At 60.9% G+C, this 23340-nt stretch carries 21 protein-coding genes; 12 read left to right on the top strand and 9 right to left on the bottom strand.

All coding sequences use genetic code 11. The annotated features are described in order from the left end of the window. Positions 1-11 precede the first annotated feature (11 nt). The 3 genes from argE to hrpB all read right to left on the bottom strand — a co-directional run bounded on the left by argE (position 12) and on the right by hrpB (position 4491). Complete coding sequence (argE, locus tag D8U69_RS16055; protein ID WP_130907702.1) at positions 12-1181, bottom strand: acetylornithine deacetylase; 1170 nt, start codon at positions 1179-1181, stop codon at positions 12-14. After that, positions 1174-1851, bottom strand: a complete 678-nt coding sequence (locus D8U69_RS16060; RefSeq protein ID WP_056855735.1) for a DUF1028 domain-containing protein — start codon at positions 1849-1851, stop codon at positions 1174-1176. Before D8U69_RS16060 ends, argE begins: the two co-directional genes overlap by 8 nt. 120 nt (positions 1852-1971) lie before the next feature. Continuing rightward, positions 1972-4491 carry an ATP-dependent helicase HrpB gene (hrpB, locus tag D8U69_RS16065; protein ID WP_130907703.1) on the bottom strand — a complete coding sequence of 840 codons (2520 nt, stop codon included), beginning with the start codon at positions 4489-4491 and terminating at the stop codon, positions 1972-1974. A 109-nt stretch (positions 4492-4600) separates the two neighbouring features. Between hrpB and D8U69_RS16070 the strand changes: the two genes are divergently transcribed. Then, entirely contained in the window at positions 4601-5020 is a 420-nt protein-coding gene (locus tag D8U69_RS16070) for a hypothetical protein (protein ID WP_056855778.1), read from the top strand. A gap of 29 nt (positions 5021-5049) precedes the next feature. Then, a complete protein-coding gene (locus tag D8U69_RS16075; protein ID WP_130905825.1) occupies positions 5050-5958 on the top strand; it encodes a cation diffusion facilitator family transporter in 909 nt (302 codons plus the stop codon). Here D8U69_RS16075 and D8U69_RS16080 read toward each other — a convergent pair. Beyond that, positions 5940-6965 carry a DUF6515 family protein gene (locus D8U69_RS16080; RefSeq protein ID WP_130907704.1) on the bottom strand — a complete coding sequence of 342 codons (1026 nt, stop codon included), beginning with the start codon at positions 6963-6965 and terminating at the stop codon, positions 5940-5942. The genes D8U69_RS16075 and D8U69_RS16080 overlap by 19 nt on opposite strands. A 476-nt stretch (positions 6966-7441) precedes the next feature. Between D8U69_RS16080 and D8U69_RS16085 the strand changes: the two genes are divergently transcribed. Next, complete coding sequence (locus tag D8U69_RS16085) at positions 7442-7921, top strand: Lrp/AsnC family transcriptional regulator (protein WP_056855781.1); 480 nt, start codon at positions 7442-7444, stop codon at positions 7919-7921. 213 nt (positions 7922-8134) lie between these two features. After that, positions 8135-8344, top strand: a complete 210-nt coding sequence (locus D8U69_RS16090) for a DUF2788 domain-containing protein (protein WP_056855782.1) — start codon at positions 8135-8137, stop codon at positions 8342-8344. On the opposite strand, the gene D8U69_RS16095 is transcribed toward D8U69_RS16090, so the two are convergent. From D8U69_RS16095 to D8U69_RS16110, 4 genes are all read right to left on the bottom strand, one after another. Then, a complete protein-coding gene (locus tag D8U69_RS16095; RefSeq protein WP_130907705.1) occupies positions 8339-8974 on the bottom strand; it encodes a pseudouridine synthase in 636 nt (211 codons plus the stop codon). The genes D8U69_RS16090 and D8U69_RS16095 overlap by 6 nt on opposite strands. A gap of 72 nt (positions 8975-9046) precedes the next feature. Continuing rightward, on the bottom strand, positions 9047-10546 hold the full coding sequence (amn, locus tag D8U69_RS16100; protein ID WP_177336594.1) for an AMP nucleosidase: 1500 nt from the start codon (positions 10544-10546) through the stop codon (positions 9047-9049). A gap of 178 nt (positions 10547-10724) precedes the next feature. Continuing rightward, positions 10725-12374: an acyl-CoA dehydrogenase family protein gene (locus D8U69_RS16105; RefSeq protein ID WP_130907706.1), complete on the bottom strand. Its 1650-nt coding sequence runs from the start codon at positions 12372-12374 to the stop codon at positions 10725-10727. Between the two features lie 74 nt (positions 12375-12448). Next, positions 12449-14833, bottom strand: a complete 2385-nt coding sequence (locus D8U69_RS16110) for a hybrid sensor histidine kinase/response regulator (protein WP_056855785.1) — start codon at positions 14831-14833, stop codon at positions 12449-12451. Positions 14834-15222: 389 nt separating this feature from the next. On the opposite strand from D8U69_RS16110, the gene D8U69_RS16115 reads away from it, so the two are divergent. The 4 genes from D8U69_RS16115 (at position 15223) to D8U69_RS16130 (ending at position 18754) form a co-directional block, all read left to right on the top strand. After that, positions 15223-16020 carry a hydroxymethylpyrimidine/phosphomethylpyrimidine kinase gene (locus tag D8U69_RS16115; protein WP_056855786.1) on the top strand — a complete coding sequence of 266 codons (798 nt, stop codon included), beginning with the start codon at positions 15223-15225 and terminating at the stop codon, positions 16018-16020. Between the two features lie 32 nt (positions 16021-16052). Continuing rightward, a complete protein-coding gene (gene thiE, locus D8U69_RS16120; protein WP_130907707.1) occupies positions 16053-16676 on the top strand; it encodes a thiamine phosphate synthase in 624 nt (207 codons plus the stop codon). A 15-nt stretch (positions 16677-16691) separates the two neighbouring features. Continuing rightward, complete coding sequence (hemL, locus tag D8U69_RS16125; RefSeq protein ID WP_056855788.1) at positions 16692-17975, top strand: glutamate-1-semialdehyde 2,1-aminomutase; 1284 nt, start codon at positions 16692-16694, stop codon at positions 17973-17975. Between the two features lie 224 nt (positions 17976-18199). Beyond that, positions 18200-18754 carry a tetratricopeptide repeat protein gene (locus tag D8U69_RS16130; protein WP_056855789.1) on the top strand — a complete coding sequence of 185 codons (555 nt, stop codon included), beginning with the start codon at positions 18200-18202 and terminating at the stop codon, positions 18752-18754. Between the two features lie 218 nt (positions 18755-18972). On the opposite strand, the gene D8U69_RS16135 is transcribed toward D8U69_RS16130, so the two are convergent. Continuing rightward, positions 18973-19302, bottom strand: a complete 330-nt coding sequence (locus D8U69_RS16135) for a DUF1820 family protein (protein WP_003185742.1) — start codon at positions 19300-19302, stop codon at positions 18973-18975. A gap of 136 nt (positions 19303-19438) precedes the next feature. Here D8U69_RS16135 and miaB point away from each other — a divergent pair, with 136 nt between their 5' ends. The 4 genes from miaB to D8U69_RS16155 all read left to right on the top strand — a co-directional run bounded on the left by miaB (position 19439) and on the right by D8U69_RS16155 (position 23336). Then, entirely contained in the window at positions 19439-20767 is a 1329-nt protein-coding gene (gene miaB / locus D8U69_RS16140; RefSeq protein WP_056855790.1) for a tRNA (N6-isopentenyl adenosine(37)-C2)-methylthiotransferase MiaB, read from the top strand. A gap of 229 nt (positions 20768-20996) precedes the next feature. Beyond that, the gene (locus D8U69_RS16145; RefSeq protein ID WP_056855791.1) at positions 20997-22004 is read left to right on the top strand and encodes a PhoH family protein; all 1008 of its coding nucleotides are present in this window, start codon (positions 20997-20999) and stop codon (positions 22002-22004) included. Next, positions 21997-22491: an rRNA maturation RNase YbeY gene (ybeY, locus tag D8U69_RS16150; RefSeq protein ID WP_130907708.1), complete on the top strand. Its 495-nt coding sequence runs from the start codon at positions 21997-21999 to the stop codon at positions 22489-22491. The genes D8U69_RS16145 and ybeY overlap by 8 nt, the downstream gene beginning before the upstream one ends. A 5-nt stretch (positions 22492-22496) precedes the next feature. Next, on the top strand, positions 22497-23336 hold the full coding sequence (locus D8U69_RS16155; protein ID WP_128606005.1) for an HlyC/CorC family transporter: 840 nt from the start codon (positions 22497-22499) through the stop codon (positions 23334-23336). Positions 23337-23340: the final 4 nt, after the last annotated feature.

Consider the following 23340-nt stretch of genomic DNA (forward strand, 5'->3'; position numbering starts at 1 on the left):
CGAGCCGGCTCCTACAGTGAGATGTCGCCACACAGGTAATCAGCCAACCGAACCAACATCGCATCGCAACCGTTCAACTGCTCCAGCGCGATGAACTCGTCAGGCTTGTGCCCCTGATCCATGCTGCCAGGTCCGCAAACCACCGTGGGAATGCCAGCCTGATCAAACAACCCGCCCTCGGTGCCAAACGCGACCGTGCCAAACGCTGAAAAATTGCTCAACAGCGCCAGCAGCCGCGCCGCTTCACTCTCGGGCGGTGTCGCCAACCCGGGATAGGCGCTCAGCGGGTGCAAGCGGATGTCGGTGTCCGCTTGTACCGCACGCATCTTCGGCAATACGTGTTCCTGGGCGAACGCTTGCAACTGGTCCGCCACACCCTGTGCATCGAAGTCCGGCAGCGCCCTGACTTCGAAATCGAACTCACACTCGGCGGGAACAATGTTCAGCGCGCGGCCACCTTTGATCACTCCCGTCTGCACCGTCGAAAACGGCGGATCAAAACGCTCGTCATGATGATCCGGGTGAGCGAGCGCGGCTCCGATAACGCCCAATTGGCCAATCAACTGCGCGGCATATTCGATCGCATTCACCCCATAAGGCGCATACGCCGAATGACACGCGGCACCGCGCACTTCGCAACGCATCGCCAACTTGCCCTTGTGGCCAAGCACAGGCTTGAGTTCTGTCGGTTCGCCGATCAGGCAGAGGCTGGGCTTGAACGGCCGCTTCTCCAGCTCGGCGAGCATCGGTCTGACACCCAGACAGCCGATTTCTTCATCGTAGGAAAACGCCAGATGCACCGGCTTCAGAAGCGCACGCTGGACGAAGGTCGGCACCGCCGCGAGCACCGAAGCGATGAACCCTTTCATGTCCGCCGTGCCACGGCCGTACAGGCGTCCATCCTTTTGCGTCAGGTGGAACGGATCGACCGTCCACGCCTGCCCGTCTACCGGTACCACATCGGTGTGACCGGAAAGCACTACGCCACCGGACGTGAGCGGGCCGATGGTCGCGAACAGATTCGCCTTGGTCCGTTCTTCATTGAAGAAGAGTTCGCTCTGAACGCCGTGCCCGGCCAGGTACGCCTCGATGAAACGAATCAATTCGAGGTTGGAATCGCGGCTGACAGTGGCGAAGCCAATCAGACGTTCCAACACGTCGCAACTGGACGCCTCACTCATCCCCGGGCACTCCGTAGCTCGGTGCCGTCGTCGGGTTGAGTGCGCGCGTCAGGTAGTCCTGCATTTGCGGTCGATAAGCCTGCCAGAGGCCGTCAAGCTGACCAATGGGATCTTCCTCGGCCCAGTCGACCCGCAAGTCGATGATCGGCCACGTATGGTCACCCACCACTTTCAGCGCGGCGGAATGCACCGGCCCGGCCTCGCCACCGGCCGCCATGGCCGCGTGCATGGCCGCCAGCAGACGGTCCGCCAACTGGCCCGGCTCGGCCTCGAATGCCCCGACCATGGCTTCGATGACTCGCACGTCGCTGAGCAGGTTGCCCGCCGCGACGCACTGCTCGCCCTTCACTGCGTTATGCACCCCCAGCGATTCCTTGCCGCTGAACAGCGCAATCCTGCCCGACGCATCGATCACCGTGACTTGACGGTACTGGCTCCAGCCGTTGGACGTCAGCGCCTTGTCCAGCGCCGCGTCAGGTTGCAGATGCTGATGCTCCAGCAGGTCGAGGATCTGCGGCCCAAGAGCCGGCAACGTAATGTTCTGCGTCGAGACCGCACCGACCCCCGCCCGCGCCCAGGGGCAACGTGCACCGACCGCAATGCTTGAAGAGCTGATGGCAATACCGAGCTGCCCGGTTTCCGGGCAGCGTCCGATAATCGAAAACGTCATGACTCACTCCTTAAAATTCCAATGCACGCGCCATTGCATTCTGTTCATGCACTGGAAAGGGAGAAAGCAGGTTTTTTGTGGCTTTGGGCTAGGAAAAAACTGGTCTGGCCCACGATTAGCTCAGCTCTTGCGCGGTTTGATCCGTGCCGTGGCCTCGGCCACCAAGGGATCGTCCGGCCAATAGTGTTTCGGGTAGCGGCCCTTCAAATCCTTCTTCACTTCGGCATAGGTACTGCGCCAGAAGTTCGCCAGATCCTGGGTCACCTGCACCGGCCGCCGCGCCGGCGACAGCAAGTGCAGCTTGACCACTTGCCGACCACCGGCAATGCGCGGGGTTTCGGCCAGGCCGAACAGCTCCTGCAAACGCACCGCGAGAATCGGCGGCTGTTCGCTGTAATCCAGACGAATCGATGAGCCCGACGGCACGCTCAAGTGATGCGGTGCCAATTCATCAAGTCGTTGCGGCAGCGGCCATGGCAACAGGTTGTGGACAATGCTCGACAGGTCGAGATTGGCGAAGTGACTGAGCCGCGAGACCTTGCCCAGATACGGCATCAACCAGTGTTCGAGGCTTTTGAGTAACGCGGCGTCGCTGACATCCGGCCATTCGCTGTCGCCCTTGCCGGCCAGATCCAGTTGGCGCAATAACGCCACCCGCGCTTGCCACTGACGCAGCTCCGGCGTCCACGGCAACAGCTCCAGGCCTTTGCGCCGCACCAGATTGACCAGTGCCTGACTGCGAGCCGTTTCATCGAGACCGGTCAACGGTTCGCGGCTGAGGATCAGCTCACCGACTTTGCGCTGGCGCTCGGCGCGCAGCACGCCTTCGCGCTCATCCCAATCCAGTTGATCGACGCAACGCACCTGCTCCGCCAGCACCGAATCGAACAGCGCCGGATCAAAATCCGCCGCCAGATAAATCCGCTCCTCGCGCTGGCCCTGACGACTGCCCAGATCGGCGATCACCAGCCACGGTTGTTTCATCAGGCTGTCCGCTTCGGCGAACAACGCAGCGCGACCGTTGGTCAAACGATATTCGGCGCCGCCAGCACGACGCTGCTGGGCGACGCGGTCGGGATAGGCCAGCGCCAGCAACGCGCCGAGCCAGCGCGGATGATCGGGGTCGGCGACCGGTTCCGACGCCTTGCCACGCAGATAACCGCGATACTGCCGCGCCAGTTGCCGGGCTCGCTGCACGCCACCCTGCGCGCCGCGGGCAGCTCGTTCTTCACCCGACAACAACACCAGTCGACTGTGCAGATCCGCCCCGGCACCGCGCAAGATATCGCGTTCGCCAAGCAACGCCGCGACATCGCAAGCCATGTCCGCCAATCCAAGCGCCTGAGCGCGCAACAGTAGATGGGCGATGCGCGGGTGCGCCGGCAATTCGGCCATGGCCTGGCCGTGACGGGTCAGCGTTTCGCCTTCCAGTGCCCCCAGACGTTCGAGCAAATCCTGCGCCTGTGCATACGCGGCGCCAGGCGGTACATCGAGCCACACCAATTGCCCAGGCGTCACGCCCCAGCGGCCGAGTTGCAAGGCCAGCCCCGCCAGATCCGCCGAGAGAATTTCCGCACTGCCATAGGCCGCCAGTTGTTCGTGCTGATCCTGCGACCACAAGCGATAACACACACCCGGTTCCAGTCGCCCGGCCCGACCGGCGCGCTGCGTAGCGCTGGCCCTGGAGATGCGCTGGGTGTCGAGACGAGTCATGCCGCTGCCGGGATCGAAACGCGGCACCCGCGCCAGCCCGGCGTCGATCACCACGCGCACGCCGTCGATGGTCAGGCTGGTTTCAGCGATGTTGGTGGCCAGCACCACCTTGCGTTTGCCCGGTGGCGCCGGATCGATCGCCGCACGTTGCGCGGCCAGATCCAGTTCACCATGCAACGGGCAAAGCAAAACCTGTGGGTTGTCACCCAGCGCGTCGGCCAGTTGCTGATGCACACGCCGAATCTCCGCCTGCCCCGGCAGGAACACCAGGACGCTGCCGGTTTCGTCGTTCAAGGCTTCGAGAATGGTCTGCACCAGTCGCGGCTCGATGAATTCACCGGCCTGGAACGGTCGCCCCCAGCGCATTGCCACCGGGTACATGCGCCCTTCACTGCGCAGGATCGGTGCATCGTCGAGCAACCCGGCTAGGCGTTCGCCCTCGAGAGTTGCCGACATCAAGAGGATTTTCAGCGGCTGATCGTCACGGAACAATTCCCGGCCATTGAGGCTCAGGGCCAGCGCCAGGTCGGCATCGAGACTGCGTTCGTGAAATTCATCGAAGATCAGCAAGCCCACGCCTTCCAACGCCGGATCATCCTGCAAGCGCCGGGTGAGGATGCCTTCGGTGACCACTTCGATGCGGGTCTTCGGGCCCACCTTGCTGTCGAGCCGAATGCGATAACCCACGGTTTCGCCGACCTTCTCACCCAGCTCACTGGCCAACCGCTCCGCCGCCGCCCGCGCCGCCAGGCGACGTGGCTCAAGCATCAGGATGGTCTGCCCCGCCAGCCACGGTTCATGGAGCAAGGCCAAAGGCACGCGGGTGGTTTTACCGGCGCCGGGCGGTGCTTCGAGCACGGCTTCGTGGCGCTTGGCCAAGGCTTCACGCAGGGCGGGTAAAACTTCATCAATCGGCAAAGAAATCATGCTGGCTCCAAAACAGAGGCACGAGTATAACGGCGAACTGCCGGGCGTTTGTCAGGGTCCTAATTCATATCGACGACGTTTCGTTTTGAGATAACTCAGGAGATTTCATATGCGTGTTCCCTTTCGCCTGATCGGCGGTGTTCTGGTCGCGACGCTACTGACTCAAGTCACCGCTTGCGGTTCGATTTTCTACCCGGACCGCCGTGGCCAGATCGACGGCAAGATCGACCCGGCCATTGCCGTACTCGATGCCGTGGGCCTGCTGTTCTACATCGTGCCTGGCCTGATCGCGTTTGCCGTGGACTTCGCCACCGGCGCGATTTACTACGCACCGGGAGAAACCGCGCAAGTCGCCCCGGAAAAACTCAAGGAAGCCATCGGCGCCGACGGCAAGGTCGATAACCTCAAGTTGCAGACTATTCTGGAACGTGAAACCGGCCGCCATTTCCCGCTGGACGATCCACGCCTGATCCAGCACAAGGGCAGCACTCAGCAATTGGCCCTGCTCGGCCTGCAACCCGCCGCGTAACCGGTGCCCATGAAGGAATAGCCGCACTCATGATCTCCAGCTCCGAACACGCCCGCCTGTTGCGGCTGGCGACCCGTGCCTCGGTGGCGGTGGCCTGCTCGCTGATCATCGCCAAAGCCATCGCCTGGTGGTTGAGCGGCTCGGTGAGCATGCTCGCCGGCCTCACCGACTCGGCACTCGACGGCGTGACTTCGCTGCTCAACCTGCTGGCCGTGCACTACGCCTTGCGCCCGGCCGACGACGATCATCGCTACGGGCATGGCAAGGCCGAGTCGCTGGCGGGTATGGCGCAGGCGTTGTTCATTGGCGGTAGCGCCGTGCTGATTGCGTTGCAGGCGTTCGAGCGGCTCAAGCATCCGGAACCGGTGGGCGCACCGTGGATCAGCATTGGTGTGATTGTCTTTTCGCTGGTGATGACCCTGGCGCTGCTGATGTTGCAGCATCGGGTGGTCAAGGCCACCGGCTCCAACGCGGTGCGCGCCGATTCTTTGCACTACCGTTCGGATTTGTTGCTCAACGGCAGCATTCTGGTCGCACTGGTGCTGGCCGGGTTTGGCTGGCATCAGGTCGACCCCTGGTTCGGCCTGGGAATTGCCGCGTACATCTTCTGGAGCGCGGTGCAGATCGCCCGGGAAAGTTTTGCGGTATTGATGGATGAAGAACTGCCGCCGGATGTCAGCCAGCACATGCTCGAACTGGCCTGCAGCGTGCCCGGGGTGTTGGGCGCCCATGACCTGCGAACACGGATTTCCGGCAACCAATGGTTTGTGCAACTGCATCTGGAATTGCCGGGAGAACTGACCCTGTCAGTTGCCCATGGCATCAGCGATCAGGCCGCTGATGCGATTCACGCCGCTTATCCGCGAGCCGAAGTGCTGGTGCACGCCGACCCGCAGGAAGTGGTCAATGCCGCCCGGGCTCAGAACGTCACTCGATAACCGCGACTGCTCAGACACCCGCCCTGGGCCTGCCGGTAGGTTTGCACCACGGTCGGGTCCGGTTGATAGGTGTCGACGCGCGGGTCGAAACCACTTTGTTCCACCGCCCAGCGATAGCAGTCGTAGCCGTCCTGATTGACCTGCTCCGGCGACTGACCGTTGGCCGGGTAAGCCTCCACGTCATAGCCATTGCCGGTCGCCAGCGGCTGTCCGGGCGGCTCGACCACCACGTAATCCTGCGTGCTTTCCTGATAGGCGTAGTAAGAGCCAGCCGCCAGGAACAACAGCGAACCGCCGATCCAGACTTCACGGGCATAGTCGGGTAAATACTGGATGCGTATCCCGCGTGGCGGCTGGACCACCACATAGCGCGGGCCTTGCGGGCGATACCAGTAGCCGCCGGAATAGAAATAATCACGACCGCCATAGGGCACCCGGTAGTCACGATCCGGGAAGCGGTCGATCACATGCCCCGGCCGATACTGCGGGCCAGGTCCCCAGCCATTGCCGTGACCGCTCGGACGACCTTGCCACTGGCTGCTGCCATTGGACGGTGCGCCGATGTAGCCATTCCAATGCGGGTTCGGGTCATTGCGCCGCGGTTCATCCTTGTAGTATCCACGGCGCGGTTCCTGGGTTTGCTGCACGGTGTCGGGCCGAGGCTGAATCGGCAAGTCGTTGGCCGGCAGTTGCGGCGGTGGCGGCGGCGAGCGCACACGGCTGTTGTAGTCAGGTGGTGGACGGTTCTGCCATTGGCCGTTGTTCTGAGGTTGATTCTGGCCGTTAGGCTCGAACTGGCGACTGTTGTCGCCACGAATGATCTCGTTATTCTGCGGGCGCGGCTGATTGCTAGCGCCATGTCCCGGATTATTGTTGCCCTGACGACCGCCGTCGCCGCGTTGCCCGCCGTCGGGGCCACGGTTCTGCGGCTCATCGGCCAGCGATTGCGCAGTGACACTGACACACAGCAAACCAACACCGGCCAAACGCCAGATGCGCGACTTCATGCTATTCCTCACTGCAGATAATGGCTGTCGGGGACGGATTCTGCAGGAGCGAGTCTGCTCGCTCCTGCACGTAAGACTGGAAATGCACAGGCCGGTTCTGCAACAGGTTATCAGTCGCGAAACTTATTTATTGAGGCCCGGGCGGCAAATTTCAGGCAAGAAAAAGGGGAGACCCGTCGGCCTCCCCTTGAGAACTTCGTCCGTGCTCGACGCTTTTGACGTCGGCTCACCTCACGCCGTCTTCTGGACAGTGTGTAGCTCGGGGGCCTGCGCATCCCCGGTGGGGGGTGGCGGCCGCGACTGGCCTGATTGGGCGAGTCGCACTGGACTGTTTGTCCGAGCAGTGATTCTGGTGATAAGAATAGGCTCGTGGCGCCGGCAGAGGATTGCGAAGATTGCTGAAATAAACATCACTTGCGCAATTTTTAACCCTGGATAGATAATCTGCCGCAATAGATACGACAAGGGATCGTTTGATGAGCAAACTCGACCGTTACGACCTGAGCATTTTGGCTGAATTGCAGCGCGATGCGCGCATCTCCAATCAGGAGCTGGCCGAACGCATCGGCCTGTCACCTTCACCCTGCTCGCGTCGGGTCAAGCAACTGGAAGACGACGGCTACATCTCCCGCCAGGTCGCCCTGCTCGACCGCAAGATGCTCGGCCTGAGCCTGACGGCCTACGTGCTGATCGGCATGGACCGCCATACGCCGGAGCGTTTCGAAAATTTCGAACAGGCCATTCGCACCTTGCCCCAGGTGCTGGAATGCAGCTTGGTGACCGGTATGGATGCCGACTATCAGCTCAAGGTGGTGGTGCCGGACATGGATCACTATCAGAAACTGCTGCTCGGTCACTTGACCCGGATTGAAGGCGTGACCAGTGTGCGCTCGAGTTTCGTGCTGAATCAGGTGTTGAACAGCACTGAACTGCCTTTGACTCATCTGCGTAGCTAATTACGCAATCGCTGGCAAGCCAGCTCCCACAGGTTTTGTGTTGGACAAAATATTGTGATCAACACAAAGCACTGTGGGAGCTGGCTCGCCAGCGATGGGGCCGGGCCGGGCGATGAATAGCTGCGACACACCGCCGCAGGCCCATACTGCACGCCGCCTGCCGGGCGTATACTCCCCGCGCCCTTTTAGCCTCGCCCGCGCTGGAGAAGTTCGATGGATCCTGCAGTATTCGAAGAGTGGATGATGACCGGACTGGTCAGCATCCTGATCATTTTCATGGGTTTCATCGTCTGGGATCTGGCGAAGAAATCCAAGGCCGGGCGTTTCGGCTCGTTCATCCTGTTCTTCGTGCTGGGCCTGGGCGTGGCCGCGTTCGTGATCAAGAGTGTAGTGATCGGCATGATCGAATCCGGCACCTTATAAACGCGCCGGCACTTCCTTCCACTGGCCCTGATCGAGCCCCTGGATCGTCCAGTCACCGATCCTGACCCGAACCAGCCGCAACGTCGGCAAGCCGACCGCTGCCGTCATGCGCCTCACCTGACGGTTGCGACCTTCGCGAATCACCAACTCCAGCCAATGGGTCGGCACGCTTTTGCGAAAGCGTACCGGCGGGTTGCGCGGCCACAGCTCAGGCTCATCCAGTTGCCGCGCCTCGGCGGGCAAGGTCATGCCGTCGTTCAATTCAACGCCGTCACGCAAGCGCTGCAACTGCTCGGCGGTCGGCTCGCCCTCGACCTGCACCCAGTAAGTCTTGGCCAGTTTGTGTTTCGGGTCGGCGATCCGTGCCTGAAGCTGGCCGTCATTGGTCAACAGCAACAACCCTTCGCTGTCGCGGTCGAGTCGCCCTGCCGGGTAAATCCCGGGGATATCGATGTAATCCTTGAGTGTCGCGCGCCCTTCGCCGTCGCTGAATTGCGTCAGCACATCGAACGGTTTGTTGAACAGGATCAGCTTCGGTTCGGCGGGTGGCGCCTTGGCGACACGGCGCGGGGCTGAAGGCGAAGGCTTCGCGCCAGGGCGGCGGGAAACGGGGCGTGGAGGACGAGACATGGCGAAGAGAACATCTAACGGTCAGGGCCCACTATGCTAGTGGCCTGACCGCCAAATGACCATGACCAACCGTTAGCGGAACGGCGGCTCGTCGAAGCTGCGCAGTTTGCGCGAGTGCAGCGAGTTGAGTTCGGTGCGTAATAGATCGACTGCTTCAATGCCGATCTTCAAGTGCTGGCTGACTGCGCGTTCATAGAAGGCGTTGGCCGAGCCTGGCAACTTGATCTCGCTATGCAGGGGTTTGTCCGAGACGCAGAGCAACGTGCCATAAGGCACCCGCAAGCGATAACCCTGAGCGGCGATGGTGCCGCTTTCCATGTCGACCGCCACGGCGCGGGACAAGTTGATCAGCGGCCGCTCCTGCGCCCAGCGCAACTCCCAGTTGCGGTCGTCGTAGGTCAACACGGTGCCGGTGCGCAGGCGTTTCTTCAGCTCGTCACCCTTCTCGCCGGTGATGTTCGCCGCCGCTTGTTGCAAGGCCATCTGTACTTCCGCCAGGGCCGGGATCGGAATGTTCGGCGGCACGACGCGATCGAGAATCCCGTCGCGGCGCATGTAAGCGTGCGCCAGCACGTAATCGCCAATCGTCTGCGACTGACGCAAGCCACCGCAGTGACCGATCATCAGCCAGCAATGCGGACGCAGCACGGCCAGGTGGTCGGTGATGTTCTTGGCGTTGGACGGGCCGACACCGATATTCACCAGCGTCACGCCGTGGCCGTCGCTGGCGATCAGGTGATAGGCCGGCATCTGGTAACGGTGCCAGACCACGCCGGCAGCAATCGCCGAGGCTTCACCGTGGTCCATGCTTTTTTCGATGATCACGTTGCCCGGCAATACCATGCGCACAAAACGCGGATCGTTGCGCAACTGCTCCAGGCCATGGACGATGAACTGGTCGACATAACGGTGGTAGTTGGTCAGCAGGATCCACGGCTGCACATGACGCCAGTCGCTGCCGGTGTAATGCACCAGGCGGCGCAAGGAAAAATCCACCCGCGCCGCGTCGAACAGGGCCAGCGGCAGCGGATGGGTGTTTTCCCAGTCGTACAGGCCGTCGGCAATGCCATCGGTGGCGGCCGACAGATCGGTGCTTGGGAACACTCGCGCCAGCACGGCAGCGGTCACGCCGGAACCGGCCAGCTCATCGCCCTGCTCGACCACGTACGGATAAGGAATGTTCTGCTCGCTGACCCCGACTTCGACGGTCACGGTGAAGTCGTGCATCAACGGGACCAGCTGTTCCAGCAGGTACTTTCGGAACGCCGACGGATGGGTGACGGTGACGCTGTAGGTGCCTGGCAATTGCACCTTGGCGTAGGCGCGGGTGGTCTGCGGGACTTCGCCCTGGCAATGGTAGGTCAGGCGTAATTCGGGATAACGGAACAGGGCACGCTGCTCGGCATCGGGCTCGACGCGATCCTTGAGATAACGCTTGAGCGCCTGGTTCAGCGCGGTGGTTGCACGATTGTGCAAAAGCGCAAGCCGATCCACGGCTTGCTCGGCGGTTTGAACGACAATAAAAGCTTCGGTCACGATCAGCATCCTGTGTTCTGACTTGCAGACCTTCATCTTGCCTGCATCGTCGCTTCACGGGAACAGTGGCGTGTTGGCTGCACAACAATTTCCAAAGACACAAAAAACCTGTGGGAGCGGGCTTGCCCGCGATTGCTATTTATCATTCAACAGGAATGTTGGCTGATAGACCGCTATCGCGGGCAAGCCCGCTCCCACAGGAGGGGTGTTGGGATTAGTAATTTTGTGGAGTCGAGCGGGCGACAATGGCCTCCACATCCAGCCCTCGCGGCAGCGCGCCGTACACCCGGCCACCGCCACTCAGGCGACTGGCGATGAACGCATCACTGACCGCCGAATTCCCCGCCTCCAGCAACAATTTGGCCTGCAAACCCAACGCGATGTCCTCGGTCAACTGCCGGGCACGATACTGAATGTCGCTGGTGTCTTTGAACGCCGTCTGCAATTGATCAATGTGCGCAGCCAGGCGCTTGTCGCCATGCCCATCGCCCAATTCGCTGAACAACGCATCCAGCACACCCGGCTCTTTCGACAACGCCCGCAAAACGTCAAGGCACTGCACGTTGCCCGAACCTTCCCACGTCGAATTGACCGGCGCCTCGCGGTAGAGGCGCGGCAAGATGCTGTCTTCGACATAACCGGCACCGCCCATGCATTCGGCGGCTTCGTTGATCATGGCCGGCGCGCGCTTGCAGATCCAGTACTTGCCCACGGCCGTCACCAGCCGAGCAAATTTGGCTTCCCGGGAATCATTCAGATGATCCAGCGCCCGGCCCATGCGCAAACTCAACGCCAGCGCCGCTTCGCTCTCCAGCGCCAAATCGGCCAGCACGTTTTGCATCAACGGCTGCTCACTGAGCAGCTTGCCGCCCACCGAGCGGTGAGCGCAGTGATGACTGGCCTGGGTCAGTGCCTGGCGCATCAAGGCGCTGGAACCGACCATGCAATCGAACCGGGTCATGGCAACCATTTCGATGATCGTCGGCACGCCACGGCCCTCTTCGCCGACCATCCACGCCAGGGCGCCACGGAATTCCACCTCGCTGGACGCGTTGGAGCAGTTGCCGAGCTTGTTTTTCAAACGCTGGATGTAGAACTGATTGCGCGTGTCGTCCGGGCGATGGCGCGGCAGCAGGAAACAGGTCAGGCCCTTGTCCGTTTGTGCCAGGGTCAGGAAGGCATCGCACATTGGCGCCGAGCAAAACCACTTGTGCCCCACCAGTTCGTAAGCCTGCCCCGGGCCACTGGCGCCCACCGGATAGGCTTTGGTGGTGTTGGCGCGCACATCGGTGCCACCCTGTTTCTCGGTCATGGCCATGCCGATGGTGACACCGGCCTTGTGGGCCATGCCGACGTTGCGCGGATCGTATTCGGTGGCCAGAACCTTGGGCAGCCATTTTTCCGCCAGATCCGGCTGTAGGCGCAGCGCCGGAACACTGGCGAATGTCATGGTCAGCGGGCAGCCGCTGCCGGCTTCGGCCTGACTGTGCAGATACGTCATGGAGGCACGGGCCACGTGGGCGCCGGACTGTGGATGCGCCCAAGGCAATGAGGTCAAGCCATGCGCCACCGCTGCGCGCATCAGTTCGTGATAGGCCGGATGGAACTCCACCAGATCGATGCGGTGCCCGTATCGATCATGACTGTTGAACAGTGGCTTGTTCTGATTGGCCAGGAACCCCGCTTCCATCAACGGTCCACCGGCCAGTGCACCGTACGCATCGATACGCGACTCGGCCCAACCGGCACCGAAACGCCGCGACCACTCCTGTAACGGCAAGTCGATGCGATACAGATTGGCACCGTCCAATGACGGCGGCTGGTTGGTGACTTCGTGGGTTTCGGCGAACTGATGCAGGTTCATGACAGGGCTCCTTTGGTCAGCCAAGGGATTTCAGTTAAGCACCGCCCCCCGGCTGAAAAAAGCGTCATATCTGCCTAACTGTCGGCGCTTTCGCCCTGTTGCGAACAGAGCACCCGGCGGTAGAGCGCCACCTGCAAGTCTTCGAATTTCACCGGTTTGCTCAGGTAATCAATCAACGCACCGGTCGGGCAACGCTCGCGATCCACACCTTGGGCAATCAGGAAAACCGGCAACTGCGAGCAACCCGGCAAAGCGCGAATCTGGCAGCAGACAGATACGCCGTCCATCGGCTGCAACTCATGATCGAGCAACACGGCATCAACGGTTTCTCGTTGCAGAAAATCCAGCGCGGAGCTGCCGCTGTCTGCGGTGCGCACCCGAAATCCGAGCTTGAGCAACATGCCACGCATCACCAGTTGATTGACGTGGTTGTGATCGACCAACAGCACCGTGCAGTCCTGCGGCAGCCGCAGACGCGCAAGATCCGGGGCCTTGGCAGGTGTTGAAGGACGCTCTGTCGCCGGCACTTCGAACTCGACATCGAGCTGGAAGCGACTACCACGCCCCGGCTCCGAACGATGAGTCAGTCGACCGCCAAGCAATTCGACCAGTTGCCGACAGATCGCCAGGCCGACCCCGAGACCACCGTATTCACGGGTCATCGATCCGTCGAGCTGGAAAAAACGCTGGTACATCGTCGCCTCACCCAGATCGGTGAAACCGATACCGGTGTCGATCACCGCAAACGACAACGCCAACCGTTCGGGCTTGACCGTCTTCCCGGATACCCGCAATGCCAGCCCGCCCACCCGGGTGAACTTGATGGCGTTATCCAGCAGGCATTCCAGGCATTGCGCCAGCTTGGCGCTGTCACCGTGCAAACGATCAGGCACACCGGGCGCCACATCGACCTTGAAGTCCAGCGACTTGCTCGACGCATTGCCCTCGAACTGCACACGCAACGCCTCGACCACGCCGCGCAAACTGAAGGTCGACGGCGTCGCCTTGAGCTTGCCGGCCTGCAACTCGGTCAGGGTCAGGATGCCGTTGACCATGCGCATCATTTCGCGCGCCGACCCGGAAGCGGTTTGCTGATACTGCTCCAGCTCGGGGTCCATCTCGACGGTTTGCATCAACTCCAGCGAACCGATCACGCCATTCATCGGCGTGCGCAACTCGTGGGTCAAGGTCGCGAGGAATTCGTCCTTGAGCTTGTTGCTGTGAGCCAATTGCTGGTTGAGCACTTCAAGCTTTTGCCCCGCGTCTAACAGGGTTTGCGCCTGCTGTTCGCGCATGGCGTTGATACGGTCTGCCAGGGCCAGGGACAAAAGCGCCACCTCGATGGCAGAGCCGATCTGGCTGGAATACATGGTCAGGAACACGTTCGGCAGATACCCCAGCACCATCATCGTATTGACGATACCGCCGAGCAAAAATGCCGACCAGGCAATGATGAAGTACCGCGCCACCCGCAACCCGCGCAGCCAGGCAAATATTCCTGCGGCAAAGATGACGACGGTGAAGGTCAATGCCAGCGCTGTGGCCAGACGCAGGGCCAGGGCGTAACTGGTCATCAGCGACAACCCGACCACCAGCGCACTGAACGCCACCAACGCCAGCAGCATGCGGTCAAGCCAGCGGCTGTGGGTGGCTGTCTGCAGGAAACTGCGCGCGAATTGACTGCCGAACAACCCCGCGCAGCCAATGAAAAACGGCGTCGCGGCATTCGCCCACCAGGGATTGTCTGGCCAGAAATACTGCACAGCCGCGCCATTCACCGACAACTGATAGAGGCCGAACGAAGCGATATAGAAGATGTAGTAGAGGTAACTGGTGTCACGCACGCTGAGGTAAATGAACAGGTTGTAGACCAGCATGCCCAGCAACACGCCGTAAATCAGCCCCAGCACATAAAGTCGCACAGGCTGCTCTTCGAGGTAGGCGGTGCTCGACCACAACGTGACCGGCGCCTGGATCGAACCCTGGCTTTGCAGGCGCAGGTAAACGGTTTGCGTCTGGCCGGGAGTGAAGTCCAGGTTGAACAGGTAGTTGTTCTGGCGAACCTCACGAGTGGAGAACGGCAAGGCATCGCCCGTCTGCCTGACCAACTGATAGTCGCCGGCAGCATCGGGCAAATACAGATCGAGGTGATCGAGGGGTGGATAGGCCAGTTCCAGCAGCCAGGTACGTTGCGCCGACGGGTTGCTCGGACGGTATTGCAGGTCGATCTTCAGCCAGAACACCGAGCGCGAATAACCGGCATTGAGCGTAGTTTTGTCATGAGGCTGGAAGTGGCCGGCCGCCGCTTGCGCGCGCACCTGGGCAATGCTCGCCTGACCGTCCGCGTCTTCAAACACTTGCAGGGATTGGCCCAGGGGAAGGCTTTGAGTGAACTCATCGAATTCGACGGCGTTCGCCAAAATGGGCAAACACAACAGCAACATCAGCAAATAGCGCATTTATGCCCCAGCGTGGCCTGTCCGGTTCTGTCAGGAAGCCCCCCATTCCTTTTGAGTAGACGTAAAACCGGTGTTGCCTGTTATTTGTTTGGATCCACTCTAGCATAGCCGCTGATGGCCTTTGAGCACTACAGAAATATTTCCTGCAAAGGCTCTAGAACGGGCGTTCCAGCGAAGATTGTTGAGATAGAGCTGTTGACTTGGTCAGATACCTATTTGTGGCGAGGGAGCTTGCTCCCGCTGGGCTGCGAAGCAGCCCTGAAATATTCTGCCAGCGACACCCTATCGCACAACACTACGACGGCTGCGCAGCCGAGCGAGAGCAAGCGCTCTCGGCAGATTATGTCGCCACACCCGAAAAAAGATGTTTGGTGGTAAGCTCGCGCACCATGAATATCTACAGCTCTCGCCCCGTTGTCCTCTGTCTCTCCGGCCACGACCCAAGTGGTGGCGCCGGCTTGCAGGCAGATATCGAAGCCCTGCTCGCTCAGGGTTGCCATGCGGCTCCGGCCGTCACCGCCCTGACCGTGCAAGACACCGTCAATGTCACTGATTTCCGCGTCCTCGACCGGGAGTGGGTATTGGCCCAGGCCAATGCCGTGCTCAACGACTCCGAAGTGGCGGCCGTCAAACTGGGCATGCTCGGTTCCCTGGAAATGGTCGACACCGTGGTCGAACTGCTTTCAGCGCACCCGCACCTGCCAGTGGTCTGCGACCCGGTGTTGCGCGCCGGCGGCGGCGGACGACTGGGCAAGGATGAAGTCGGCTACGCCATGCGCGAACGCCTGCTGCCGCTGTCGATCATCGCCACCCCTAACCTTCCCGAAGCCCGCATCCTCGCCGAACTGCCTGAAGGCACCGCGGACCAGTGCGCTGAGAAATTGCTGCCGTTCGTCAAACACCTGCTGATCACCGGCGGTCATGGCGACGAAACTGAAATCCACAATCGCCTGTACACCCGCGACGGTCTGCGCGAAACCTACACCTGCCAGCGTCTGCCGGGCAGTTATCACGGTTCCGGCTGCACCCTGGCCAGCGCCCTTGCCGGTCGTCTGGCGCAGGGCGAAAACCTCGCGAGTGCCGTACAGACCGCGCTTAACTACACATGGCGCACCCTGCGTGATGCCGAGCAGTTGGGCAAAGGACAGTTTGTGCCGCGTCGCTTGCCACTGGATTTTTGTTCGTAACTTTCAATGAGTACTGCGCTGAGGCTTGCCTGATGAAACTACGTGGCCTGTACGCCATTACCGACAGCGATCTTCTGCGCGGTAAACTGCTTGAGTACGTGGAGGCGGCGCTGGAAGGCGGCGTCACCTTGCTGCAGTACCGCGACAAGAGCAACGACGAGGCCCGCCGCCTGCGCGAGGCTGAAGCCTTGCGCAGCCTGTGCGAACGCTACAAGACCCGGCTGATCATCAATGACGATGCCGAACTGGCCGCTCGCCTGAACGTCGGCGTGCATCTGGGCCAGACCGATGGCCCGTTGTCGCCGACCCGCGCATTGCTCGGCTCCAAAGCGATCATCGGCTCGACCTGTCACGCGCAAATCGAACTGGCCGAGCAAGCCACTAAAGAGGGCGCCAGTTACGTCGCCTTCGGCCGCTTCTTCAACTCCAACACCAAACCCGGCGCACCAACCTGCAGCCTCGAGCTGCTCGACCAGGCCCGCAAGCAACTGCATCTGCCGATCTGCGCGATCGGCGGGATCACCCTGGAAAACGCTGCTCCGCTGGTGGCCCACGGGGCTGATCTGCTGGCCGTAGTGCATGGCCTGTTCGGCGCGGCAAGCACGGCTGACGTGACCCGCCGCGCCCGCGCATTCAATGAATTACTGAAAATCTGATTTGAGAGTCCACACATGTCTCGTTCCGAAACCCTGTTTGCCAATGCCCAGAAACACATTCCCGGTGGCGTGAACTCGCCGGTTCGCGCGTTCAAGAGCGTCGGCGGCACGCCGCTGTTCTTCAAACACGCCGAAGGTGCCTACGTCACGGATGAAGACGACAAGCGTTATGTCGATTACGTTGGTTCCTGGGGGCCGATGATTCTCGGCCACAGCCACCCGGACGTGCTCGACGCAGTGCGCAAGCAACTGGAGCACGGCTTGTCCTATGGCGCGCCGACCGAGATGGAAACCCAGATGGCTGATCTGGTCTGCTCCCTTGTGCCGTCGATGGAAATGGTGCGCATGGTCAGCTCCGGCACCGAAGCGACCATGAGTGCGATTCGTCTGGCCCGTGGTTTTACCGGTCGTGACAGCATCATCAAATTCGAAGGCTGCTACCACGGCCACTCCGACAGCCTGCTGGTCAAGGCCGGTTCCGGCGCATTGACTCAAGGCGTGCCGAGCTCGGCCGGTGTGCCGGCAGCGTTCGCCAAACACACCCTGACCCTGCCGTTCAACGACATCGATGCCGTTGAGGCCATGCTCGCCGAAGTTGGCCAGGACGTGGCGTGCATCATCGTCGAGCCTGTGGCCGGCAACATGAACTGCGTGCCTCCGGCTCCGGGCTTCCTCGAAGGCCTGCGCAGCCTGTGCGACAAGCACGGCGTAGTGCTGATCTTCGACGAAGTGATGACCGGTTTCCGCGTCGCCCTCGGGGGTGCCCAGGCTTACTACGGCGTGACGCCGGACCTGACCACCTTCGGCAAGATCATCGGTGGCGGCATGCCCGTGGGTTGCTTTGGCGGCAAGCGCGAGATCATGTCGCGCATTGCTCCGCTCGGCCCGGTTTACCAGGCAGGCACGCTGTCGGGTAACCCGCTGGCGATGGCGGCAGGTCTGACGACCCTGCGCCTGATCAGCCGCCCGGGCTTCCACGCCGAGCTGACCGATTACACCACGCGCCTGCTCGATGGCCTGCAAGTGCGCGCCGATGCCGCGGGGATTCCGTTCGTGACCACCCAGGCCGGTGGCATGTTCGGTCTGTACTTCAGCGGCGCCGACGACATCGTGACCTTCGATGACGTGATGGCCAGCGACGCCGCCCTGTTCGGCCGCTTCTTCCATCTGATGCTCGAAGGTGGCGTGTACCTGGCGCCGAGCGCCTTCGAAGCAGGCTTCACCTCGATCGCCCACGGCGAAACCGAATTGAAGCTGACACTGGATGCCGCCGAGCGCGCATTTGCTGCGTTGAAGTAACATTGTCGTACTGACGCCGGCCAATGCCGGCGTCAGCTTTCACCTGCACTCCTGCCCTTTTGCCTGCTCATCTGCTAATAATCCCCCGCAAGTGGGCGATATATTCCCCGCGCAGCAGAAAAACGAGTAAAGACTTTGTAAGGTTGGCCCTGCTTATTTCATAATGCGCGCTTATTGGATCCCCTCGATGGGTCCGCGCGCCCTTCAGAGGTAAGTCGATTCCCATGAACCGCACCGGCCGCGCCCTTTCACTGGGCTGCCTGTTGCTCCTTCAGCCCCTGCTCGCGCTCGCACAAGCAGGCGGTAACTCGTTGTTAATCCCAGCGATGGGTCGCTGCACCCTCAATACCCAGCCGCAAGACCTGGCACAGGCACTCGCTGCCTGCCAAAAGGCGTCGGATGAAGGGGATGCGCAAGCGCAATACGAGTTGGGTGAATTCTATTACGAAGGCAAAACCGCGCCGCGCGACCTCAACCAAGCCCTGAGCTATTTCGAAAAGGCCTCATTGCAAGGCCACGCTCAGGCGCAATTCAAACTTGGCAGCATGTTCTTCCATGGCGAAGGCGTGCCGGCCAATAACGTCCAGGCCTACATCCTGCTGAAAATGGCGGCGGTCAACGGCGCTGAAGAGGCACTGGACACCGCTGACGAAGTCACCGAAAAAATGCCCCGCGAAGAATTGGAAGTCGCGACCCAGGTGCTTGGGCAAATATTCCGTAAATACTTGATGGAATTGCAGAGCGCCGACGGGCGTACACCGTTCGCGCCACTGCCCTGAGCACTGCTGACTGCAAGGTAGCTTGTTGTGGCCAGGGAGCTTGTTGTGGCGAGGGAGCTTGCTCCCGCTGGGGCGCGAAGCGGCCCTAATCCTGCAATCACACACCGTCTGACACATCGCGCACATCGCGCACATCGCGAGTTTCGGCCTTGCGACTGCTGCGCAGCCGAGCGGGAGCAAGCTCCCTCGCCACAACAAGCCTCGCTAGCTGCTGCTGCCTACTTCTCAGGCATCGGCATCGGAAACGGCATGACATTGCCGACCGCGCCGCGGGCTTCGCTGATTTTCGGCGTGCCCAGGCGCTCGACCTCATCGATACGCACGATCGAATGCATCGGCACAAAGCTGCGCACCACACCTTCGAACTGGGCCTTGAGCTTCTCTTCGCTCGGATCGACGACCACTTGCGTGCGCTCGCCAAAGACGAATTCTTCCACTTCCAGAAAACCCCACAGATCACTTTGATAGATCTGCTTGGCGTACATTTCGAACACCTGGCCCTGGTTGAGGAAAATCACCTTGTAGATTGGAGCTTCACGTTTGGTCATGGTGGGCGAGCAACACATCGGGGGATAAAAATGAGGGCGCAAACTATAGCATAGCCATCGGACGCGTAGCGGTAGGAACCTGGGTTCATGTTCCCTATAATGCGCGGTTCTTTGAATCACGTGATGACTCTATTCCATGGCCAAGAAGCTTTACATCGAAACCCACGGTTGCCAGATGAACGAGTACGACAGCTCGCGCATGGTGGATCTGCTGGGCGAACACCAGGCCCTGGAAGTCACCGCTCGCGCTGAAGACGCGGACGTGATCCTGCTCAACACCTGCTCGATCCGCGAGCGTGCCCAGGACCGCGTTTATTCGCAGCTCGGCCGTTGGCGCGAACTGAAACTGGCCAACCCGGACATGGTGATCGCCGTCGGCGGTTGCGTGGCCAGCCAGGAAGGCGCGGCGATTCGCGATCGCGCACCGTACGTCGACGTGGTGTTCGGCCCGCAAACCCTGCACCGCCTACCGGAAATGATCGACGCCGCGCGCAGCAGCAAACTGCCGCAAGTCGACGTCTCGTTTCCGGAAATCGAAAAATTCGACCACCTGCCCGAGCCGCGCATCGATGGGCCAAGCGCCTATGTGTCGGTGATGGAAGGCTGCAGCAAGTACTGCACGTTCTGCGTGGTGCCCTACACCCGCGGTGAAGAAGTCAGCCGGCCGTTCGACGACGTGATCGCCGAGATCATTCACCTGGCCGAAAACGGCGTGCGTGAAGTGACGTTGCTGGGGCAGAACGTCAATGGTTATCGCGGTGCGACCCATGATGGTCGCCTGGCCGATCTGGCGGAGCTGATCCGCGTGGTCGCCGCGGTCGATGGCATCGACCGCATCCGCTACACCACCTCGCATCCGCTGGAATTCTCCGACAGCCTGATCCAGGCCCACGCCGACGTGCCGGAACTGGTCAAACACCTGCACTTGCCGGTGCAATCGGGTTCGGACCGTATCCTTGCTGCGATGAAGCGCAACCACACCGCGCTGGAATACAAGTCCAAACTGCGCAAGCTGCGCGCCGCCGTGCCGGGCATCTGCATCAGTTCGGACTTTATCGTTGGCTTCCCCGGTGAAACCGAGAAAGATTTCGAACAAACCATGAAGCTGATTCAGGACGTGGGTTTCGACTTTTCCTACTCGTTCGTCTACAGCCAGCGCCCGGGCACACCCGCCGCCGATCTGGCCGACGACACGCCGGAAGAGCTGAAGAAAGAACGCCTGAACGCCCTTCAACATCGCCTGAACCAGCAGGGTTTCGAAATCAGCCGACAAATGGTCGGCTCGATCCAGCGCATTCTGGTAACCGATTATTCGAAAAAAGACCCTGGCGAACTGCAGGGCCGGACCGAGAATAACCGTATCGTCAACTTCCGCTGCGACAATCCGACCCTGATCGGCCAGTTCGCCGATGTGCGCATCGATGCGGCGCAGCCGCACTCACTGCGGGGTTCGCTGCTGCAATAACGGTTTTTTGGAAACATTGAGGATCCTGTGGGAGCTGGCTTGCCAGCGATGGCGGTGCAACAGGCAACAGCTCAGTCGAGGCTGATTGCCTCATCGCTGGCAAGCCAGCTCCCACAGTGGACTGCGTTGATCCTGAGAATGGGCTCATCCATTTAAGAGCTTTCACACCCACGCCTCTGGCGCTATCCTTGAACTCATCACTATTGCCCCAGGGCGGCTAAATACGACCTTGAACGCACCCATCGAACCACATCGTTTCATCCTCGAGCCTTTTGAGGCTCGCCGCTTCGCCAATCTGTGCGGGCAATTCGACGAGCATTTGCGTCTCATCGAACAGCGCCTGACCATCGAGATCCGCAACCGCGGAAACCAGTTCGAGCTGATCGGCGAGCCAAAGCACACCACCTCCGCGGAAAACCTTCTGCGCCGCCTGTACCGGGAAACCAAGGGTACCGAGTTGTCGCCGGACATGGTTCACCTGTTCCTGCAGGAGTCCGCCGTCGAAGAGCTGGACAACCACTCCCCCGCCGAAGCCTCCGTCGCCCTGCGCACCAAGAAAGGCATGATTCGCCCTCGCGGCTTGAATCAGCTGCGCTATGTGAAGGAAATCCTCGGCAACGACATCAACTTCGGCATTGGTCCGGCCGGTACCGGCAAGACCTACCTGGCCGTTGCCTGTGCGGTCGATGCGCTGGAACGCGAACAGATTCGCCGCATCCTGCTGGTGCGTCCGGCGGTTGAGGCGGGTGAAAAACTCGGTTTCCTGCCCGGCGATCTGTCACAGAAGATCGACCCGTACCTGCGCCCGCTCTACGACGCGCTGTACGAAATGCTCGGCTTCGAATACGTGGCCAAGCTGATCGAGCGCCAGGTCATTGAAGTCGCGCCGCTGGCTTACATGCGTGGTCGTACGCTGAACAACAGCTTCATCATTCTCGACGAGAGCCAGAACACCACGGTCGAGCAGATGAAAATGTTCCTGACCCGGATCGGATTCGGCTCCACCGCGGTCATCACCGGCGACATCACTCAGGTCGACCTGCCCCGCGGCACCAAGTCCGGTCTGCACCACGTGATTGAAGTGCTCAAGGATGTGCCGGGCATCAGCTTCACCCACTTCCAGCCCAAGGACGTCGTGCGCCATCCGCTGGTGCAGCGGATTGTCGAAGCCTACGAGCGTTTCGAAACCAAAGCGGCCGACGATGCAGCCGCCAGGGAAAGCCGCCGCGATGCTTGAGCTTGACCTGCAATTCGCCACCGAAGCCAGCGCCCCTAGCGAAGCCGAGTTCCGCCAGTGGTGCGAACTGGCCCTGCGCCAGCGTACGGCGGATTCGGAAATGACCATTCGCCTGGTCGACGAAGCCGAAGGCCGCGAGCTGAACCACACCTGGCGGCAAAAGGATTACGCGACTAACGTCCTGTCGTTCCCGGCGGACGTGCCGGACGAGTTTCTCGACATCCCGCTACTGGGCGATCTGGTGATCTGCGTGGCCGTGGTTGAACGCGAAGCTGCTGAACAAGGCAAGGAACTCAAGGCCCATTGGGCACATCTGGTGATTCATGGCTGCTTGCATCTGTTGGGTTACGACCATATAGATGACGAGGAAGCCGAAGAAATGGAAGCACTGGAACGAACGTTGCTTGCTGAACTGGGCTTTCCCGATCCGTACGCGGACGACGAAACCGACGCATTCCCTACCGAAACAACAAAGGATTCAGAGTAATCGCTATGAGCGAAGATCGATCGAGCAACGGGCAGAAGTCATGGCTGGGTAAGCTCACCCAGGCTTTTGCCCACGAGCCGAAAAACCGCCAGGAGCTGCTGGAGCTTCTGCGCGATGCACACCAGAACAAACTGTTGGACAGCGAAGCGCTGGCCATCGTCGAAGGCGCCATCCAGGTTGCAGACCTGCAAGTACGGGACATCATGGTCCCGCGTTCGCAGATGATCAGCATCAAGGCGACCCAGACACCCCGCGAGTTCCTCCCGGCCGTCGTCGACTCGGCTCACTCCCGTTACCCGGTCATCGGCGAAAGCCACGATGACGTAATGGGCGTGTTGTTGGCCAAGGACTTGCTGCCGTTGATCCTCAAGGAGAACGGGGACAGCTTCAACATCAAGGATCTGCTGCGCCCGGCCACCTTCGTGCCGGAGTCCAAGCGCCTGAACGTGTTGCTGCGCGAGTTCCGCGCCAACCACAACCACATGGCCATCGTCATTGACGAATACGGCGGCGTGGCGGGTCTGGTGACGATCGAAGACGTGCTGGAACAGATCGTCGGCGATATCGAGGACGAGCACGACGTCGAAGAAGACAGCTACATCAAGCCGCTGCCCAGCGGTGACTTCCTGATCAAAGCCCTGACGCCGATCGAGAATTTCAACGAGTTCTTCGACAGCGAATTTTCCGATGACGAGTTCGACACCGTCGGCGGCCTGGTGATGAGCGCGTTCGGGCACCTGCCCAAACGCAACGAAATCACCGAAATCGGCACCTACCGTTTCCGTATCCTGAATGCCGACAGCCGTCGGATTCACTTGCTGCGCCTGACGCCCATTGCTCGCTAAGGAT

This window comes from Pseudomonas sp. Sample_16 (assembly GCF_004307665.1).
In the GTDB taxonomy this organism is placed as follows: domain Bacteria; phylum Pseudomonadota; class Gammaproteobacteria; order Pseudomonadales; family Pseudomonadaceae; genus Aquipseudomonas.

Bases quoted from the DNA above. Each gene is read 5' to 3' on its own strand.
- argE (WP_130907702.1), bottom strand. From the start codon at position 1,181: ATGAGTGAGGCGTCCAGTTGCGACGTGTTGGAACGTCTGATTGGCTTC.
- D8U69_RS16060 (WP_056855735.1), bottom strand. From the start codon at position 1,851: ATGACGTTTTCGATTATCGGACGCTGCCCGGAAACCGGGCAGCTCGGT.
- hrpB (WP_130907703.1), bottom strand. From the start codon at position 4,491: ATGATTTCTTTGCCGATTGATGAAGTTTTACCCGCCCTGCGTGAAGCC.
- D8U69_RS16070 (WP_056855778.1), top strand. From the start codon at position 4,601: ATGCGTGTTCCCTTTCGCCTGATCGGCGGTGTTCTGGTCGCGACGCTA.
- D8U69_RS16075 (WP_130905825.1), top strand. From the start codon at position 5,050: ATGATCTCCAGCTCCGAACACGCCCGCCTGTTGCGGCTGGCGACCCGT.
- D8U69_RS16080 (WP_130907704.1), bottom strand. From the start codon at position 6,965: ATGAAGTCGCGCATCTGGCGTTTGGCCGGTGTTGGTTTGCTGTGTGTC.
- D8U69_RS16085 (WP_056855781.1), top strand. From the start codon at position 7,442: ATGAGCAAACTCGACCGTTACGACCTGAGCATTTTGGCTGAATTGCAG.
- D8U69_RS16090 (WP_056855782.1), top strand. From the start codon at position 8,135: ATGGATCCTGCAGTATTCGAAGAGTGGATGATGACCGGACTGGTCAGC.
- D8U69_RS16095 (WP_130907705.1), bottom strand. From the start codon at position 8,974: ATGTCTCGTCCTCCACGCCCCGTTTCCCGCCGCCCTGGCGCGAAGCCT.
- amn (WP_177336594.1), bottom strand. From the start codon at position 10,546: ATGAAGGTCTGCAAGTCAGAACACAGGATGCTGATCGTGACCGAAGCT.
- D8U69_RS16105 (WP_130907706.1), bottom strand. From the start codon at position 12,374: ATGAACCTGCATCAGTTCGCCGAAACCCACGAAGTCACCAACCAGCCG.
- D8U69_RS16110 (WP_056855785.1), bottom strand. From the start codon at position 14,833: ATGCGCTATTTGCTGATGTTGCTGTTGTGTTTGCCCATTTTGGCGAAC.
- D8U69_RS16115 (WP_056855786.1), top strand. From the start codon at position 15,223: ATGAATATCTACAGCTCTCGCCCCGTTGTCCTCTGTCTCTCCGGCCAC.
- thiE (WP_130907707.1), top strand. From the start codon at position 16,053: ATGAAACTACGTGGCCTGTACGCCATTACCGACAGCGATCTTCTGCGC.
- hemL (WP_056855788.1), top strand. From the start codon at position 16,692: ATGTCTCGTTCCGAAACCCTGTTTGCCAATGCCCAGAAACACATTCCC.
- D8U69_RS16130 (WP_056855789.1), top strand. From the start codon at position 18,200: ATGAACCGCACCGGCCGCGCCCTTTCACTGGGCTGCCTGTTGCTCCTT.
- D8U69_RS16135 (WP_003185742.1), bottom strand. From the start codon at position 19,302: ATGACCAAACGTGAAGCTCCAATCTACAAGGTGATTTTCCTCAACCAG.
- miaB (WP_056855790.1), top strand. From the start codon at position 19,439: ATGGCCAAGAAGCTTTACATCGAAACCCACGGTTGCCAGATGAACGAG.
- ybeY (WP_130907708.1), top strand. From the start codon at position 21,997: ATGCTTGAGCTTGACCTGCAATTCGCCACCGAAGCCAGCGCCCCTAGC.
- D8U69_RS16155 (WP_128606005.1), top strand. From the start codon at position 22,497: ATGAGCGAAGATCGATCGAGCAACGGGCAGAAGTCATGGCTGGGTAAG.